Raw genomic sequence first — 15,525 nt, 5'->3', positions numbered from 1 at the left:
CCTCCTAAAGTGTCCGTTCCACATGACGGTTAACATAACAGCAGATATTGACAGCAACGGGCAAACCGGCAATATGCGTTGGGAAAACGTCCACATTGACACTCAAAACCGTGTTGATACCGCCGAGCCCCATGGGGCCGATTCCCAGATTGTTGCACCGTTCGATCAGTATTTCCTCAAGGCCCTGAATGTGCTGCCTGGCATTGCGCACCCCGATGGGCCGGCTCAGAGCCTCCTTGGCTAACAGCGCGGCCTTTTCAAAGGTACCGCCCACCCCCACACCGACAATGATCGGTGCGCAGGCGTTTGGCGCGCCCTTCTCAACGGTTTCCAGCACAAATTCCTCAACACCTTTGATCCCGTCCGATGGCTTAAGCATCTTCATGGCACTGGTGTTTTCTGAACCAAAGCCCTTTGGCATCACCTTAATCTGAAGATCATCCCCCGGGACGACCTTATAGTGAATGATGGCCGGGGTATTGGTGTTTGTGTTGTTTCGGATAAAAGGGTCGTCCACGACCGATTTTCTCAGATAGCCCTCGCGGTAGCCCTTTTCGACACCGTCCTGAATGGCGTCCTCCAGGGAGCCGCCGGTTATCTGCAGGTCTTGTCCCATGGTAACAAAGATAACCGCCATTCCCGTATCCTGACAGATGGGAATCTCTTTCTTTTCTGCTACCTCAAAGTTTTCAATCATCGTTTCCAAAATGGCGATGGCGCTCGGCGATTCTTCCCGCGCCAGAGCGACTTCCATTTCTTTGAGAATATCATCGGTAAGTACAGTGTTTGCTTCAATACACATTTCTGCGACAGTGTCTCTTATGTACTTAACATCAATTTTCTTCAAATTTATCTCCTTCTTTCAGCTGTTCTTTCTTCTTAAATGATTCTTCTAATTCTTCCTGTTTGATGACATGCTCAATGTCCAGAGCCTCGGTCCGCGTAATTTTTTTGTATTCCTTTTTCCCCATGATGACAGACCTCAGGGAAAGGAAGATACCCCCAAATAAAATAATGAAGTAAAAAGTGATAATACGCCACAGGATCAGGGCCACCGACATGTTAACAGCGCCGTAAATCGGCCCGAACAGCAGGGCAAAGCCCGCTTCGGCGCCGCCTGCCGCCCCAGGTGTCGGGATAAAAGCAACCGCTACATAGAGGATCGCCTGCATGGATATGACCAGAAAAGCACTGGAACCGCTTAAGCCCAGCGAACAGTAAACCCAGTAGTTAATGCTGTAAAAAATCATGATCTGCACAATGGAGACAATGAAAAGCTTAAAGGTTTCCAGCTTGTGCTCCTTGAGCGCAGTGATGGCTTCTGAGTATTCCCCGATAAAGTGGTCCACCTTGGCATAATATTTATCCGGGTCCTTAAAGACACGGATAAACAGCAAAAACCGAACGACGCCATTCATGATCCCGCGGGCCATTCTCGGGCTTAAAGCCAGGATAAAAACAAGGATAACCCCAGCGATATTAATGATGAGGCCAAAGGCAATCAGCCATCTCGCCGCAACCAGGCCGCTGTTAATCTCAGAAAGATTGAGCAGTGTGGCCAGAATGGCAAGGAGTGTGACCGTAACCTGGTACAGCGCGTATTTCTGGACCAGCACGGCGGTTCCTGTCCCCATACTGTAGCCCCTGCGGGACATTTCGTAGAGCTGGAGCGGCTGACCGCCAGAGGAGCCGGGTGTTATCAGGTTATAATATTGCCCTATAATGGTGACGATCATCGCAAAAGACAGCTTCTCCTCGGGATAATCGCGCTGCATCAGCTTCAGGAGCATGTACCCTTCCAGAAGCCAGTAAATAAAAACGCAAACGATTCCCAGCAGAAGAAAACCGATATTCGCGCGGCGCAGGGTATCTGCAAACTCCTTGAGATCCACCTGCGTCAGGATTACAATAACGGTCGCGCCGATTAAGAAAACAAAAAAGATATAGTTTGAATACTTTTTCCAAAACTCAGAAAAGCGGCTTTTCGCTTTTCCACTGTTGCTGTCATTCATAGTCACCTACCCGTAAACGTTTCTCACTCTAATGACGAATCGTTTACTTTTTCATTCAAATATTATAACACATAATTAATGGAATTTAGAACACTTTTTGAAAATTTTTTCAGTTTTTTTCATTGTTTTTCATGATACGCTGCACAAAGCTTAAATCAGCTCAGGGAAGCCCTGTTGTCTGAGCGCCTCATATAAAACAATATTGACCGAATTCGACAGGTTAAGCGAACGGGCCCGTTCGTGGTTCTTCATGGGAATACGGAACCGGTGGTCTGGATAAGCGCTGTGGATCTCATCCGGCAGGCCGGCAGTCTCGCGCCCAAACAAAAGGTAAGCGTCCCCGGTGTATTCAATGTCCGAATAAAACGCCTTGGCGTGGGTGGTGAGCACATAGATTTCGGGATCTGGATTTTTGGCCAGAAAATCCTCAAAATCATCGTAGTCCGCTAAATCCAGGAGATCCCAGTAATCCAGCCCTGCGCGTTTCAGGTGTTTCTCGTCCAGTGAAAAGCCCAGCGGCTTTATCAAGTGCAGCTTTGTGTTTGTCAGGGCGCAGGTACGCGCAATGTTTCCAGTGTTTTGTGGTATTTCCGGTTGATACAGTACAACATTCATTTTTATTTCATTACTCTCTTTCCTTATTTAATGTCCGTTTTATGGATGTTAAAACCATAAAAAAAGATAAATCTCATTCCGAACACTCAGAACGTCATGAAATTTATCTTTATTGCTATTTTAAGATGGTCTTGGGCAGTACAATCGTAAAGGTGCTTCCCTGATCGGGCACACTGTCAATCTTTATTTTGCCGTTATGCTGCTTCACAATCATATCCGCAATGCTTAAGCCCAGGCCCACGCCGCCTTTTTCACGGTTCCGCGCGTCATCCACACGGTAAAAGCGGCTGAATATTTTCTTTTTCGCCTCCTCTGTCAGCCCAACGCCCGTATCCTTAACCGCGATACAGACATTCCGCTTCGACATAGTCAGAGAGAGCGTCACTGTCCCTTCTCCAGGCGTATACTTAATGGCGTTGTCAACCAGAATACGGATCGCCTGTTTTATCCGCTCCTCATCGCCTTTATAGTCAATGCCCTCTGCGATGCTGCCCTTCAGCGCAATCTCATTTTCCCTGGCAACATCAAACATCAAGTCGATAATCTCGGCGCAAAGCGCGCTCAGATCAAATACTTCCTTTTTCATGATAACCTTTTTATTGTCCGCCTGGGCGATCAGCAGCAATTCCGATACCAGATGCGCCATGGTCTCGCTCTCAAGGCTGATGTTGTTGAGCCACCGGATATTATCCTTAAGCACCTCATCCTCCTTCAGCTTTAAGACCTCCACATTGGTCTGGATCACCGTCAGCGGTGTCCTGAGCTCGTGGGAAGCATCGGCGATGAATTTCTTCTGATTCTCAAAGGTTTCCTTGATCGGCTGCAAGGATTTCCCGGCCAGAAAATAGCTGATCGGAATCAGCAGGAGAATTCCCCCGCTGCCGATGAACAGCAGAAAGGAAATGACATAGGTAATCATTGAGCGCTCGGTCGTGATCTGCTGAAAAACCTCCAGTGTGTGGGATTCATCATCACGGCTGAAGCGTGTGACATAAACTCTGTAATCTGCCCCGTTAAGATTAAAAACCTTAAAATCATTGTTAAAGCTTTGATCCATTGCCAGTTCGTAGCCATGCATAATCAAATCATTATCTTCGACCTTCATGCTGACGGTCTGGTTATTTTCATCCCATTCAATGTATTCATACCCCATTTTGTCGTGCATGGAATTATTATTGAAAATACCGTCGCCCTTTTCAGACTCCGGGGAATTATTGATGATACCCTTAGCGGTATCCATCAGGTAAACCTCCCCGGTGAGTCCCAGGCTCCACTGGACGAGAAAGCCCAGCAGCAGGATAAATAAAAAAAGAAAAGCAATGAGAATCAAAGTGTTGAACAGCGTAATTTGCCTCTTGATCTCTTTAAACATTATTTTTTACTCAAAGTGTAACCTACACCACGGATTGTGTCAATCTTAACGTTCGTATTGGCGAGTTTCTTACGGAGATTATGGACATATATTTCAATGTTGTTTTCATTGACTTCTTTGTCAAAGCCCCACACCCGGTCTAAAATCTGTTCTCTTGTAAATACCTGGTTCGGACGCTTCAGCAGCATTTCAAGGATTTTCGCTTCCTTCACAGAGAGCTTATACTCATTTTCCGGCGTCTGCATCATGTTCTTCTTGGTGTTAAAGCTGACGTCCTCAAAAGAGATGATTTCTCCTTTTATTTCATGGTCGGGGCGTCTGCTCAGCGCGCGGATTCTGGCAAAGAGCTCCTTGGCGGAGAAAGGCTTGATCAGGTAATCATCTGCGCCGAGGTCAAGACCCTTGACCTTATCGTCAACCGTCCCCTTGGCAGTCAGCATTAAAACAGGCGTTGTGATGTCCCTGTCCCGTACCTCCTTGAGAATCTCAAGGCCGCTCTTCATGGGCAGCATAATGTCCAGTACAATGACGTCATAAATCGGATTCAGGGCAAAGAGAAGCCCCTCCTCACCGTCGTTCGCCACATCACAATCTATATTTTGGATTTTACACAGCTCCTGGAGAGCATCTGTAATTTTCACTTCATCTTCTATAAATAATATGCGCATTTTATTCTCCTATTTTTTGGAATTTTATTATTATTAAGTATATAGGCCAATCCTTAAATTTGGATAAATTCAAGAGCTAAAGCGCCTGAACAAGCGAAATTCATTGCAACCCACCCCCAGAATCCTTATAATAAAGAAAGATAAAAGGAGGAGGTACCCCATGGATTGCATACTTATTGTTGAGGATGATAAAAAAATTTCCCGTATCATCGAGCTTCAGCTGAACCACGCAGGCTTTGAAACAGCCAAGGCCTTTAACGGGCGTGAGGCCATTGATGTTTTCAATAATACCCCGGACATCGGCCTGGTTCTGCTGGACATCATGCTTCCCCAGCTTAACGGCTACGAGGTTCTAAAATACATACGCGAGCATTCTCCCGAGCTGCCCGTTATATTTCTCACCGCAAAGGACGATACCGGCGATGTTGTCAACGGCCTCAATCTCGGAGCCGATGACTATATCACCAAGCCCTTTATTTTTGACGAGCTACTGGCGCGCATCCGGGCGAATCTCCGTAAAAAAGCCGCTGTCTCGCCCAGGAACAGTGTTTGCTTTGAGGATCTGTCCATCGACCTTGATACCTTTATGGTCACCCGCGGCGGCGATAGCATCGAGCTTTCAAAAACAGAGTTTGACCTTCTGCACTACCTCGTGCTCAACCACGGACTTGTCCAGTCCCGGGAACAGATTCTGGACCAGGTATGGGGCTTTGACTATTTTGGAAATGACAATATCGTAGACGTTTATATAAAATACCTGAGGGACAAAATTGACAAACCCTTTGAAAGAAAGCTGATCCAGACAGTGAGAGGGCGCGGCTATGTCATCAAATAGGGTTCGGGAACCAAAACCGATGAAGCTCTACACGCGCATCGTCCTGTTTTTTGTGCTGGCGTTCTCCATTCTGCTGATCATTTCCTTTGTGATGGTGTTTTACTTTTCCCAGCAAATTGTTTTAAACGAAAACCGGAGCAATCTCATAAAATTCAACAGCTATATCATCAACGTGATCAAGGAAAACGAAGAGTCGCTGCTGTCACTTCCCACCAGCAGCCGGCTGGACTTTATCTCTGAAAAAATATACCCCAATATCAAGGATAATACCTTGATTTCTTATAAAATCTCGGATAACTACGGGGATGTGTATCTGTCCTCCGAGGGCGTGGAGGATCTTCTGAACCAGGATAACTTTTCGGAATACAACATCGACATCTTCAAGCTGCACATTGACAACCCCGCCGACCAGACCGAGGACAATGTGGACGTGGATTCTTTCCGCTACAATAAAAACGAGTATTATTATCTCGGCTCAAGCTATCTTGTCAGCGACGACTACACCATTTACATCCAGGTCGTAAAAAATCTGAATGACAGCTTCGTCTACATGACCGCCCTGTTCAGTATCCAGATTGCCATCAGCATTGTCTGCCTTGCGGTCATTATCTTTATCGGGATTTACGGCACCAAGCGCTCTCTTAAGCCGCTGATCGAGATCGCCGAGACCGCTAAAAACATCACAGAAAACAACCTGAACACCCGTATCAAAGAGACCGGAAACGACGACGAGCTGGATCAGCTCATCAAATCCCTCAATCAGATGATCGGCCAGCTCGAATCAGCTTTTGACGCTCAGAAGCAGTTTGTCTCAGACGCATCGCACGAGCTTCGGATTCCTCTGACCGTCATCCAGGGCTACTCGGACATCCTCTCCTCTTGGGGCAAGGAAAACCCGCAGCTCCTGGAAGAATCTGTGGATTCTATTAACGAAGAGATACAGAATATGAAAAAGCTGGTGGAGGAGCTGCTCCTGATCACCCGCCTTGAAAACAACTATTTCACACAGAAATTTGAGCCGGCGGACCTGGGCGAGCTTGTCACAAAGGTATACAATGAATGCGAAATGATCGACGCCACCCATTCCTTTGAGCTGACCCGGGCCGACCCCTGTCTGGTAAAATGCAATGAATCGCTCATATTACAGGCTTTAAGGGCACTTGCCGACAACAGCATGAAATACACCCCGGCGCAGGGAAAAATCTGTTTCAGCTGCACTGAGACGGCAAACAGGTGTATCCTGTCTGTCATCGACACAGGCATCGGCATTCCTGAGAGCGAACTCGAAAATGTGCGCCGGCGTTTCTTCCGGGTCGACAGCGACCGTTCAAGGGAAACCGGTGGTACAGGCCTTGGCCTCTCCATCATCGAGAGCATTGTAAAACTCCACCGGGGCGAGCTCGTGATCGAGAGCACCCTGGGACAGGGAACAGCCATGAAGATTATTTTAATGCGGTAGAGGGAGGGCGCTATCCTCTCTCTCAGAGTGTAGACAAATGTTATTATGAAGTGCTAGAGCAAGCCTCCACTTTAGCTTTACAGCTTCATTTAAACTTTGTCTACACGCTCTCCGGGTGCGCCCTCTCTCTTTGGTTTGGTTTTATTTGGTTTGGTTTATATAATGTGTCCGGTTTGCTATCCGGAACCATAACCGGAACCGTGTCCGGTTTACTATCCGGTTTGCTGTCCAGACACGCATGTTTTTATGCCGTAAAATGGCGCGTGTGATTACCCGGCCACCCGGATCATCGCACCCTCATAAAAGACGCAGAGGCTTCCCCTGCCCGGCTCTGTCCCCAGATACCTCTGGGCAAGGTCAAGGGCGTTTTCTTCAAAATACTGGAAAAAGACGCGCTTGATCACCTGCTTGGCAGGCTGTCCTGAGAGCGCAGGCACACAGGCAGCCACAAAACCTTCGTCCTTCAGCTGCTCAAAGGCCGCTGTTTTTGAGAGGGTCCGGTTTTCAAAAAAAACGGGAAGGGAGCGGTGCCCCTGCCTGAGATAATCCATTTTGATCAGCTCCCCGAGCATTTCTTTATGGGGCGACTCGTCGCCTGAGGTCGTAAATGTCTGCAGAATCCCGTAGAGCTGTTCCTTTGATTTTCCCAGCTCATAGAAGCCTTCCTCCCGCCAATAGTCCGAGAAAGCCTCAAAAAATTCAAAGGGTGAGCCCCAGCACTGGTTTTCAAAAATATACTTCAAACTCAGATAAAAGGCGCCGGAATTGTAATAGCGGTCTACCAGGTCCTCAATGTCCTTTAAGCGCATAAGCTCATCCGAGGAGATAAAATCATTACTGATCACCTCATAAGGCGGAAAGCTCGCGTAGCGGTAATAAAATTTATCCGCTTCTTTTCGGATCTTTGTCCCCTTCAGCAGCTTTAAAAATCCCAGCTGCAGCATATCTGGCTCAATGGCAATGGTCTCGTCAAAGGACTTTTTAAAAACCGCATAGGTTTCCTTTGGCAGCCCGGCGATCAGGTCCACGTGCACATGGCAGTTTTTAAACCCGATGAGACGCTTCACATTTTTCCGGATCTTTTCCAGATCAGTCTTTCGCGTGATCGCCTCCAGCGTTTCATCATGAGTGCTCTGGATACCGATCTCAAACTGCATCAGGCCCTTTGGTGCTTTTGCAATCATCTCAAGAAGCTCATCGTCCAGCAGATCCCCCGCGATCTCAAAATGAAAATTCGTAGCGCATTCCTTTTTGACCAGGTAAGCGATGATGGCCTTGGTCCGCCGGATATCGACATTGAAGGTGCGGTCCACAAATTTCACCTGCTTTACATCGTGGCTGATGAAAAAATCCAGCTCTCTGAAAACACGCTCGAGGGGCAGAAAACGTACCTTCTGCAGGGTGGAAGAAAGGCAGTAGGAACACTGGAAGGGGCAGCCCCGCATGCTTTCATAATAAATGATTTTGTCTGAAATCGGCTGGATATTTTGGTCGTCATAGGGGAAGGGCAGTGCGTCCAGATCCTCGACAATCCCCACCTTTTCGCCGCTTACATGCGAATGGGACACATTGCGCCCAAACCAGTTGACGTTTTCCATTTTCAGAAGCGGGGTTTTATCCCGGCTCTGCAGTGTCTTTACAAATTCAGGAAAAACGGTTTCCCCCTCGCCGGAAATAATATAATCCACGAATGGGTGATCCTCCAGAAGGCGCCCGCTGTCATAGGAAACCTCAGGCCCTCCCCAGAAGACAATGCAGTTGGGCCTGCTCTTTTTCAGCACTTCACTGATTTTTGCAATAAAGTCCATATTCCAGATATAGCAGGAAAAGCCATAGTAATCTCCCTGCATTCTCAAAAGCCTGCCGACCACCACGTTCATCTGGTCGTTAATGGTTACCTCACAAAGCTCGATATTTTCCGCCTGCGCGGCTGCTTTCAGAGCTCTTATGGCAAGATTGGTGTGCACATATTTTGCATTGACACCCACTAATACACATTTACTCATTTGTTTCCTCTTTTACAGAAAAATCCCGAAACATGCAGCACACGCTTCGGGACAATTTTATTATACATTAAACCTGAAAAATGTGACATCGCCATCCTGCATGACGTAGTCTTTACCCTCGATCCGGGTCACTCCAAGTTCTTTGGCCTTGACGTCCGAGCCGGCTTCCACCAGCTGTTCATAGGTGGTAATCTCAGCCCGGATAAAGCCCCGCTCAATGTCGGAGTGGATCTTTCCGGCTGCCTGCGGCGCTTTTGTGCCCTTTCGGATGGTCCAGGCGCGTGTTTCCTCTGGCCCGGCGGTCAGGAAGGTGATCAGGCCCAGCAGCTTGTAACCCGCGCGGATAACCTGATCCAGCCCAGAGGCTTCAAGACCCAGATCTGTCAGAAACAGGGCTTTTTCCTCATCGTCGAGCTCAGCGATCTCTTCCTCGATCTTGGCGGAAATTTTAATGACCTCACGGTTATCACCGGACACCTTTTCTTTTAAAGCTTTGACCATGGCGTTGTCTGAAATCAGGTCGTCCTCAGACACATTCGCAATGTACAGGACTGGCTTTGTGGAAATAAGCTGAAGTCCGGAAACATACTGCCATTCATCCTCCGAAAAATCCGTATCCAGAGGCATTCTTCCCGCTTCCAGAATAGCCTTCAGCTTTTCCAGAATTTCGAGGTTCGCCTTTTCAGCTTTATCGCCCTTTGCGGCTTTACGCGTTTTTTCAACCCGGCGGTCTACCATTTCCAGATCGGCTAAAATCAGCTCAAGGTTGATGGTTTCAAGGTCGTCCAGAGGGTCGATCTTTCCCTCGACATGAACGACATTCTCGTCCTCAAAGCAGCGAACCACATGGGCGATGGCATCAACCTCACGGATATGGGACAAAAACTTATTGCCCAGACCCTCGCCTTTGCTGGCGCCTCGGACCAGGCCCGCAATGTCCACAAATTCAATGGTGGTGGGCACCACTCTCTTGGACTGATACATTTTCTCAAGCACTTCCAGACGTTCATCCGGTACGGTCACCACCCCTACATTGGGGTCGATGGTACAAAAGGGATAGTTGGCGGATTCTGCGCCGGCTTTTGTTATCGCATTAAAAATTGTACTTTTACCGACGTTGGGTAATCCGACAATTCCAATTTTCATCTGTATACCTCTCTTTTTACAATTCGGTGTTTGTTAACTTTATAATTATACAATAGGAAAAGCATAATCGCAAGCGGACACGCCCCATAAACAAAGAAAAAGGACCGAATAAATATCCGGCCCCTTGCTTATTCAAAGGTAGAAGGTCTTGTTCCGTCTTTCCAGAGGCGTTCCAGGTTGTAGAACTGGCGTTCCTCCGCATGGAAAATATGGACGATCACGTCATAGTAGTCCAGTAAAATCCAACGGGCTTCCCGTGCTCCTTCAACGCTTTTCGGGACAATACCAAGCTTTTCGGCTTCATATTCGACATTGTCGGCAATGGCCTTAACCTGGCGTTCCGAATTACCGCTGGCGATGACAAAATAATCGCCCAGGGTCGAAACCTCCGCAATATCAATAATTTCAACGTCGGTTCCATTTTTAGCGTCAATCCACTCTTTTACTTTTTCTGCAAACTCTTTTGGTTCGATATCAATCACTCCTTTTCATTTTTTTCACGATCCATTTTTTCAAGGATCAAATAGTTACGTGCCGAGACGGTCCTTTCGTGAATCAGGCCGCCGATTCCGCTGATATAGCGGACGGTGTTGGTCAGCGCCTGGATCATCGCGTCATCCAGATTTTCAAAAGCCATCTTCCTGAGCTTATCCACGCCCGGGTAGCTGCGCCCAGGCTCGATAAAATCAGCGAGATAGATAATTTTTTCGAGAACACTCATGTTTTTCCGCCCGGTTGTGTGGTATTTGATGGCGCCGAGGATTTCCTTGTTCTCAACGCCGTACTCCGTCCGGGCTACCACTGCCCCCACGGGGCCGTGCAGCAGCTGCGGCTCACGCAGGGTGATCTCATCAACATTGAGGTAATGCTTCTCCGCTGTTGCCAGAAGCTCTGCGTCACTGTAATTTTTGGCACAGTCGTGCAGCAGGGCCGCGTATTTCACCTTGTTCGCGTCACAGGGATAGATTTCCGCCAGCTTCAAGGCTGAGTCCACCACGTTTAAGGTGTGCTCATAACGCTTGGGCTTTAGTTCTTTTTTTAATTTTTTTTGAATTTCCGCAACGTTCATTCTGCATCTCCCAGGGGCTGCTTCGCTAAATAAAGTCGATTTTCAGTAATATACTGCTCCACCGTTTCTGGCAGAAGGTATTTTATGGAATAACCATTTTTCACCCTTCCCCGTATATCGGAGGAAGCGATGTCCATTTCTGAGGTAAATAGTTTATAGATCCTGGCGCCGTAAATTTCCTGGAGCTCCTCGATCCGCGCGTCCAGCTTGTTGTGTGAATAGCCCGGCCTGAAGGTCGTGATAAAATTGACAGAGGCCAGCAGCTCTGGCGCTCCCTTCCAAAGCGTGATCTCAAACATAATATCCGCGCCGGTGATAAAATAAAACTCACTCTCCGGATAAGTCTGTTTGATCTGCTCGATCGTATCGACGGTGTAGGTCATTCCTGGCCGGTCGATCTCAATGGACAGCACTTCAAAATAAGGGTTGGACCGGGTCGCAAGCTCCACCATTTTCAGGCGGTGCCTGCGGTCGATCTCCTTATCCATCTCTTTAAAAGGATTGTTGCCGGCAGGTATAAACAGCACCTTATCCAGACCATACTGGTCTCTGGCCGATTCTGCCAGCAAAAGGTGTCCGGTATGAACCGGATTAAAGCTCCCGCCTAATAAGCCTATTTTTTCCATACTTACCTCTTTAAAAAGCTACCGTTTGTTTTTCTTCTTCAGTGTCTTAGAATTTTTGGACGGCACTTCTATCTTTGTTTTCAAAAGATTCTTTTTATATAATATGAATTTATTGCCGATGGTGCAGACAATCTCTGACTTAGTCGCCTCGGCCAGTGTCCGGGCGGCGTCTTCCACCTCTTCCATGGAATTCTGCTGAATTTTGCCCTTTATCAGCTCTCTGGCCACAATGGCGTCTCTTGTCTGCTGAATAACCTCAGGGGTGATCCCGTCTTTCCCGATAAAAATAATATCGGGAATATCCATGGCAAGCTTTCTCAAATAGCTTCTCTGTTTACTTGTTAGCATTTTTCTCTCTTTCTATTATAGCATATCTCGCTCAATTTTATTTAAAATATTCAAACTCAATATCCTGGAGCCGGACGGTATCCTCGTCCTGTATTCCCATTTCTTCAAGCTTTTTGAATATGCCCTTATCCTTGAGCACTCTCTGGAAATATCCGATGGAGTCAAAGTCCTCAAAGTTGACGGAATTGATCAGCCGTTCAAAATCACCTTCGACCACATAGACATTGCCATCTTTATGCACCGTGAAAGGTTCTTCATCAAAATCAGCCTTGTATACCACATCCTCGTCAGCTTCCACCTCAAAGATCGGCTCTACCTCGCCAATTTCGTCCAGCAGCTGAATCACGCGGCTCAGCAGGGCGTCAATGCCTTTTCCTGTAGCGGCGGATATAGGGAATACCTCATAGCCCATCGCTTCAAATTCTGACACCAGAAGCTCCAGCTCCTCAGGATCCGCGATCAGGTCTGTCTTATTCAGGGCGACCACCTGCATCCTCTGCGCCAGGCGTTCATTGTATTCTTTTAATTCTTCATTAATCGCTTTAAAATCTGCCAGAGGGTCCCGGCCTTCACTGCCCGAGGCGTCCAGCATGTGGATTAAAAGCTTCGTCCGCTCAACGTGGCGCAAAAACTGGATTCCCAGGCCGGTACCCTCATGGGCGCCCTCAATAATTCCCGGAATATCCGCGATGACAAAAGGATCATAGTCCTTCCATGCTACCACGCCAAGGTTTGGAACAATGGTCGTAAAATGGTAATTCGCGATTTTGGGCTTGGCTGCTGTTACCATGGACAGGAAGGTTGACTTTCCAACATTTGGGAACCCCAGCAGTCCAACATCTGCCAGAAGCTTTAATTCCAGCACCAGCGTTCTCTCCTGGCCCTTGACACCGCCCTGGGCAAATCTCGGGGCCTGTCTGGTGGAAGTCGAGAAATTCATGTTCCCGAGTCCGCCCCGGCCGCCCTGGGCCACGATACAGGATTCGCTGTCCTCGCTTAAATCGCAGAGAATCCTGCCTGTTGTCTTATCCTTGACCACTGTGCCTACCGGCACCTTTATGAGCAGGTCCTCACCGGATTTGCCAGTCGAGCGGCCTCCGGTCCCATTACCGCCGCTCTCCGCCTTGTATTTTTTACGGTATTTAAACGCCAGCAGCGTTCGCAGGCCATTATCGGCCTGGACAATGACATTGCCGCCCCGGCCCCCGTTTCCACCATCTGGCCCGCCGTTTGGGACATATTTCTCCCGGCGGAAGCTCATTCCGCCATGACCACCGTTACCGGCAGTTACATATATCTGCGCTTGATCAACAAACATTATAGCACCTCATTTCCAATGTTTATATACCCATATATAAGAAAAACCTCTTATCATAAAAATACAATAAGAGGTTTTTGATATTATTCGACTGTCGTCCTAAAAGAACTACATTGCTTCTCGAGGATAAATGCTGACCTGTTTCTTGTCTTTGCCTTTACGTTCGAAAGTTACGACACCGTCACACATCGCAAATAAAGTATCATCGCCACCGCGGCCTACGTTCTTGCCGGGATGAATATGAGTTCCTCTCTGTCTTACTAAAATGTTACCAGCCAATACGAACTGACCGTCTCCTCTTTTAACGCCAAGACGTTTGGATTCACTGTCACGACCGTTTCTAGAACTACCTACCCCTTTTTTGTGGGCAAACAGTTGAAGGTTCATTTTAATCATTATTTTCACCTCCTGTTAATTATCAATTATTTTAACATAATCTCTATAAGCGGCTTCTGTGGCACACAGCCCTAAATGGAAGGTATCCATCAAGGCGTCTGCCTGAATTTTCTGCACCGGGTCTTTGATCTCAGGGATTTCGAAGGACGTATAGCCCTCCTCTACCCGACGGTTTATATCTTTTAAACCAACGATCTCACTCAAGCCATTCAATATGCTGATGGTTAAGATCGAGACTCCTGCGCATACAATATCTTCGCCCGAATCCGCATATTCTCCATGTCCGGATACCTCTACTTTTCGTATCGTATCCCGGTCTCTCTCAAAAGTTACTGTTATCATTACGCTTCGATTGCTGTAATTTTAACTCTCATAAACGGCTGTCTGTGGCCCTGTTTTTTACGGTAATCTTTTTTAGATTTGTATTTATAAACAATTACCTTTGAAGCCTTAGCAACTTCTAAAACTTCGGCTTTAACCACTGCATTTTCAACAACCGGAGTACCAACGGTTAATTCGCCGTCTTTGTTTACAGCTAAAACTTCGTCAAAAGCAATATCTTTTGCGCCGTCTTCGAGATTGATTTTTTCAATTTCGATCACGTCGTCCTGCTGAACACGGTACTGTTTACCACCTGTTTTAATGATTGCGTACATAATAAAAACACCTCCTCATACCAGTCTCGCCACGAAAGGTGCATTTCTGACTTATAACCTTACATGTGCGGCTTCATAACTCGTTAATTATAACACATGCTCAAAGTCTTTGTCAATCACAAATAAAATTTTTTTCTTTTTAAAACACAGGTACTTTCTTTTTAAGGTAATTATGCTAAAATAAACCCGTTACTATTTTTGACAAAGGAAGCCAAAATGAGCAAAAAACCAAAGACCGAAAATAAGAAGGCAAGCAACCGGATCATAAACAGCATCTGTATTATTGTCATCATCGCCTCACTGGCTGGCCTGATCTACTACAGCCTGCCCTATATCCGCCAGTATTTTAAAAAAGAAGAGGTTGTGAGCATTGCCCAGCCAACCGCAGAGGATGCCGGCATTGATTTCGATGCCCTCAAAGCCGTTAACCCGGACACAGTCGGCTGGATAAAAATAGAGGGCACCACCATTGATTATCCGGTTGTCCAGACCGACAATAACGAAAAGTATCTGTACACCACCTTTGAGGGCGAGGAATCCCAATGGGGCGCTGTTTTTCTCGATTATACCTACAACTTTAACCGTGTGCCAAAGGCCCAGAACAGCGTTCTATACGGGCACAGCCACAACATCCAGAAATCCTCCACTTTCGGGGATCTCCACAGCTATCTGGATGAGAATTTTTTCAAAGCGCACCAGACCATCGAGTATGACCGTGCCGGTGATCCGGGAAAATGGGAAATCTTCTCTGTCTATAAAACCGAGGCCGACTATGACTACAGACGCCCCGATTTTGCGGGTGACGAGGACTTTCTCTCTTACTTCCAGCGCATCCAGGCCCGAAGTCTCTACAAAACCAATGTGGTTCTTGAGCCTGACGATGAAATCCTGACCCTTTCCACCTGTGTTTTTGACATGGATGACGGTCGGCTGGTCGTCACTGCCAGAAAAATTAATTAAACAAAAACCCGCCTGCATTTACTTACAGGGGGTTTTTTC

18 protein-coding genes are annotated in these 15,525 nt (G+C 47.2%); 3 read left to right on the top strand and 15 right to left on the bottom strand.

Annotated elements, in window-relative coordinates; genetic code table 11:
• Positions 1–4 precede the first annotated feature (4 nt).
• The 5 genes from B2M23_RS15615 to B2M23_RS15595 form a co-directional block, all read right to left on the bottom strand.
• Positions 5–847, bottom strand: coding sequence for a fumarate hydratase (locus tag B2M23_RS15615; RefSeq protein WP_038353867.1), 843 nt, complete (start codon positions 845–847; stop codon positions 5–7).
• A complete protein-coding gene (locus B2M23_RS15610; protein ID WP_013380003.1) occupies positions 834–2,012 on the bottom strand; it encodes a lysylphosphatidylglycerol synthase transmembrane domain-containing protein in 1,179 nt (392 codons plus the stop codon). Before B2M23_RS15610 ends, B2M23_RS15615 begins: the two co-directional genes overlap by 14 nt.
• Before the next feature lie 150 nt (positions 2,013–2,162).
• The gene (locus B2M23_RS15605; protein WP_038353868.1) at positions 2,163–2,633 is read right to left on the bottom strand and encodes a tRNA (cytidine(34)-2'-O)-methyltransferase; all 471 of its coding nucleotides are present in this window, start codon (positions 2,631–2,633) and stop codon (positions 2,163–2,165) included.
• A 109-nt stretch (positions 2,634–2,742) separates the two neighbouring features.
• Complete coding sequence (locus B2M23_RS15600; protein ID WP_038353869.1) at positions 2,743–3,999, bottom strand: sensor histidine kinase; 1,257 nt, start codon at positions 3,997–3,999, stop codon at positions 2,743–2,745.
• Positions 3,999–4,667 (bottom strand): response regulator transcription factor, encoded by a 669-nt coding sequence (locus tag B2M23_RS15595; protein WP_013380000.1) that lies wholly within the window; start codon positions 4,665–4,667, stop codon positions 3,999–4,001. The genes B2M23_RS15600 and B2M23_RS15595 overlap by 1 nt, the downstream gene beginning before the upstream one ends.
• A 160-nt stretch (positions 4,668–4,827) precedes the next feature.
• On the opposite strand from B2M23_RS15595, the gene B2M23_RS15590 reads away from it, so the two are divergent.
• Together B2M23_RS15590 and B2M23_RS15585 are read left to right on the top strand one after the other, a co-directional pair.
• Positions 4,828–5,502: a response regulator transcription factor gene (locus B2M23_RS15590; protein ID WP_038353870.1), complete on the top strand. Its 675-nt coding sequence runs from the start codon at positions 4,828–4,830 to the stop codon at positions 5,500–5,502.
• Entirely contained in the window at positions 5,489–6,961 is a 1,473-nt protein-coding gene (locus tag B2M23_RS15585; protein ID WP_038353871.1) for a sensor histidine kinase, read from the top strand. Before B2M23_RS15590 ends, B2M23_RS15585 begins: the two co-directional genes overlap by 14 nt.
• 269 nt (positions 6,962–7,230) lie before the next feature.
• Here B2M23_RS15585 and B2M23_RS15580 read toward each other — a convergent pair whose 3' ends face one another.
• The 10 genes from B2M23_RS15580 to rplU form a co-directional block, all read right to left on the bottom strand.
• On the bottom strand, positions 7,231–8,967 hold the full coding sequence (locus B2M23_RS15580) for a B12-binding domain-containing radical SAM protein (RefSeq protein ID WP_052237453.1): 1,737 nt from the start codon (positions 8,965–8,967) through the stop codon (positions 7,231–7,233).
• 60 nt (positions 8,968–9,027) lie between these two features.
• On the bottom strand, positions 9,028–10,113 hold the full coding sequence (gene ychF / locus B2M23_RS15575; protein ID WP_038353872.1) for a redox-regulated ATPase YchF: 1,086 nt from the start codon (positions 10,111–10,113) through the stop codon (positions 9,028–9,030).
• 128 nt (positions 10,114–10,241) lie between these two features.
• Positions 10,242–10,595, bottom strand: a complete 354-nt coding sequence (rsfS, locus tag B2M23_RS15570; RefSeq protein WP_172611064.1) for a ribosome silencing factor — start codon at positions 10,593–10,595, stop codon at positions 10,242–10,244.
• Entirely contained in the window at positions 10,592–11,182 is a 591-nt protein-coding gene (gene yqeK / locus B2M23_RS15565; RefSeq protein WP_038353873.1) for a bis(5'-nucleosyl)-tetraphosphatase (symmetrical) YqeK, read from the bottom strand. Before yqeK ends, rsfS begins: the two co-directional genes overlap by 4 nt.
• Positions 11,179–11,808, bottom strand: a complete 630-nt coding sequence (gene nadD / locus B2M23_RS15560; protein ID WP_038353874.1) for a nicotinate-nucleotide adenylyltransferase — start codon at positions 11,806–11,808, stop codon at positions 11,179–11,181. The genes yqeK and nadD overlap by 4 nt, the downstream gene beginning before the upstream one ends.
• An 18-nt stretch (positions 11,809–11,826) precedes the next feature.
• On the bottom strand, positions 11,827–12,156 hold the full coding sequence (locus B2M23_RS15555; protein ID WP_038353875.1) for a YhbY family RNA-binding protein: 330 nt from the start codon (positions 12,154–12,156) through the stop codon (positions 11,827–11,829).
• Positions 12,157–12,193: 37 nt separating this feature from the next.
• The gene (obgE, locus tag B2M23_RS15550) at positions 12,194–13,474 is read right to left on the bottom strand and encodes a GTPase ObgE (protein ID WP_038353876.1); all 1,281 of its coding nucleotides are present in this window, start codon (positions 13,472–13,474) and stop codon (positions 12,194–12,196) included.
• A gap of 108 nt (positions 13,475–13,582) precedes the next feature.
• Positions 13,583–13,870, bottom strand: coding sequence for a 50S ribosomal protein L27 (gene rpmA / locus B2M23_RS15545; protein ID WP_013379990.1), 288 nt, complete (start codon positions 13,868–13,870; stop codon positions 13,583–13,585).
• A 15-nt stretch (positions 13,871–13,885) separates the two neighbouring features.
• Positions 13,886–14,212: a ribosomal-processing cysteine protease Prp gene (locus B2M23_RS15540; protein ID WP_038353877.1), complete on the bottom strand. Its 327-nt coding sequence runs from the start codon at positions 14,210–14,212 to the stop codon at positions 13,886–13,888.
• Positions 14,212–14,526 (bottom strand): 50S ribosomal protein L21, encoded by a 315-nt coding sequence (gene rplU / locus B2M23_RS15535; RefSeq protein WP_038353878.1) that lies wholly within the window; start codon positions 14,524–14,526, stop codon positions 14,212–14,214. The genes B2M23_RS15540 and rplU overlap by 1 nt, the downstream gene beginning before the upstream one ends.
• A 216-nt stretch (positions 14,527–14,742) precedes the next feature.
• On the opposite strand from rplU, the gene srtB reads away from it, so the two are divergent.
• Positions 14,743–15,486: a class B sortase gene (srtB, locus tag B2M23_RS15530; protein WP_052237454.1), complete on the top strand. Its 744-nt coding sequence runs from the start codon at positions 14,743–14,745 to the stop codon at positions 15,484–15,486.
• Positions 15,487–15,525: the final 39 nt, after the last annotated feature.

Origin of the sequence: Eubacterium limosum, assembly GCF_000807675.2 — a bacterium.
Classification (GTDB): Bacteria; Bacillota; Clostridia; order Eubacteriales; family Eubacteriaceae; genus Eubacterium; species Eubacterium limosum.
The sequence above is the reverse complement of the archived record's forward strand: the minus strand, read 5'-3'. Positions and strand labels throughout refer to the sequence as shown.

Coding starts and splice junctions, on each gene's coding strand:
- B2M23_RS15590 (WP_038353870.1), top strand. CDS start 4,828: ATGGATTGCATACTTATTGTTGAGGATGATAAAAAAATTTCCCGTATC.
- rpmA (WP_013379990.1), bottom strand. CDS start 13,870: ATGATTAAAATGAACCTTCAACTGTTTGCCCACAAAAAAGGGGTAGGT.
- rplU (WP_038353878.1), bottom strand. CDS start 14,526: ATGTACGCAATCATTAAAACAGGTGGTAAACAGTACCGTGTTCAGCAG.
- B2M23_RS15595 (WP_013380000.1), bottom strand. CDS start 4,667: ATGCGCATATTATTTATAGAAGATGAAGTGAAAATTACAGATGCTCTC.
- B2M23_RS15580 (WP_052237453.1), bottom strand. CDS start 8,967: ATGAGTAAATGTGTATTAGTGGGTGTCAATGCAAAATATGTGCACACC.
- srtB (WP_052237454.1), top strand. CDS start 14,743: ATGAGCAAAAAACCAAAGACCGAAAATAAGAAGGCAAGCAACCGGATC.
- B2M23_RS15555 (WP_038353875.1), bottom strand. CDS start 12,156: ATGCTAACAAGTAAACAGAGAAGCTATTTGAGAAAGCTTGCCATGGAT.
- nadD (WP_038353874.1), bottom strand. CDS start 11,808: ATGGAAAAAATAGGCTTATTAGGCGGGAGCTTTAATCCGGTTCATACC.
- B2M23_RS15540 (WP_038353877.1), bottom strand. CDS start 14,212: ATGATAACAGTAACTTTTGAGAGAGACCGGGATACGATACGAAAAGTA.
- B2M23_RS15585 (WP_038353871.1), top strand. CDS start 5,489: ATGTCATCAAATAGGGTTCGGGAACCAAAACCGATGAAGCTCTACACG.
- ychF (WP_038353872.1), bottom strand. CDS start 10,113: ATGAAAATTGGAATTGTCGGATTACCCAACGTCGGTAAAAGTACAATT.
- yqeK (WP_038353873.1), bottom strand. CDS start 11,182: ATGAACGTTGCGGAAATTCAAAAAAAATTAAAAAAAGAACTAAAGCCC.
- B2M23_RS15600 (WP_038353869.1), bottom strand. CDS start 3,999: ATGTTTAAAGAGATCAAGAGGCAAATTACGCTGTTCAACACTTTGATT.
- B2M23_RS15610 (WP_013380003.1), bottom strand. CDS start 2,012: ATGAATGACAGCAACAGTGGAAAAGCGAAAAGCCGCTTTTCTGAGTTT.
- obgE (WP_038353876.1), bottom strand. CDS start 13,474: ATGTTTGTTGATCAAGCGCAGATATATGTAACTGCCGGTAACGGTGGT.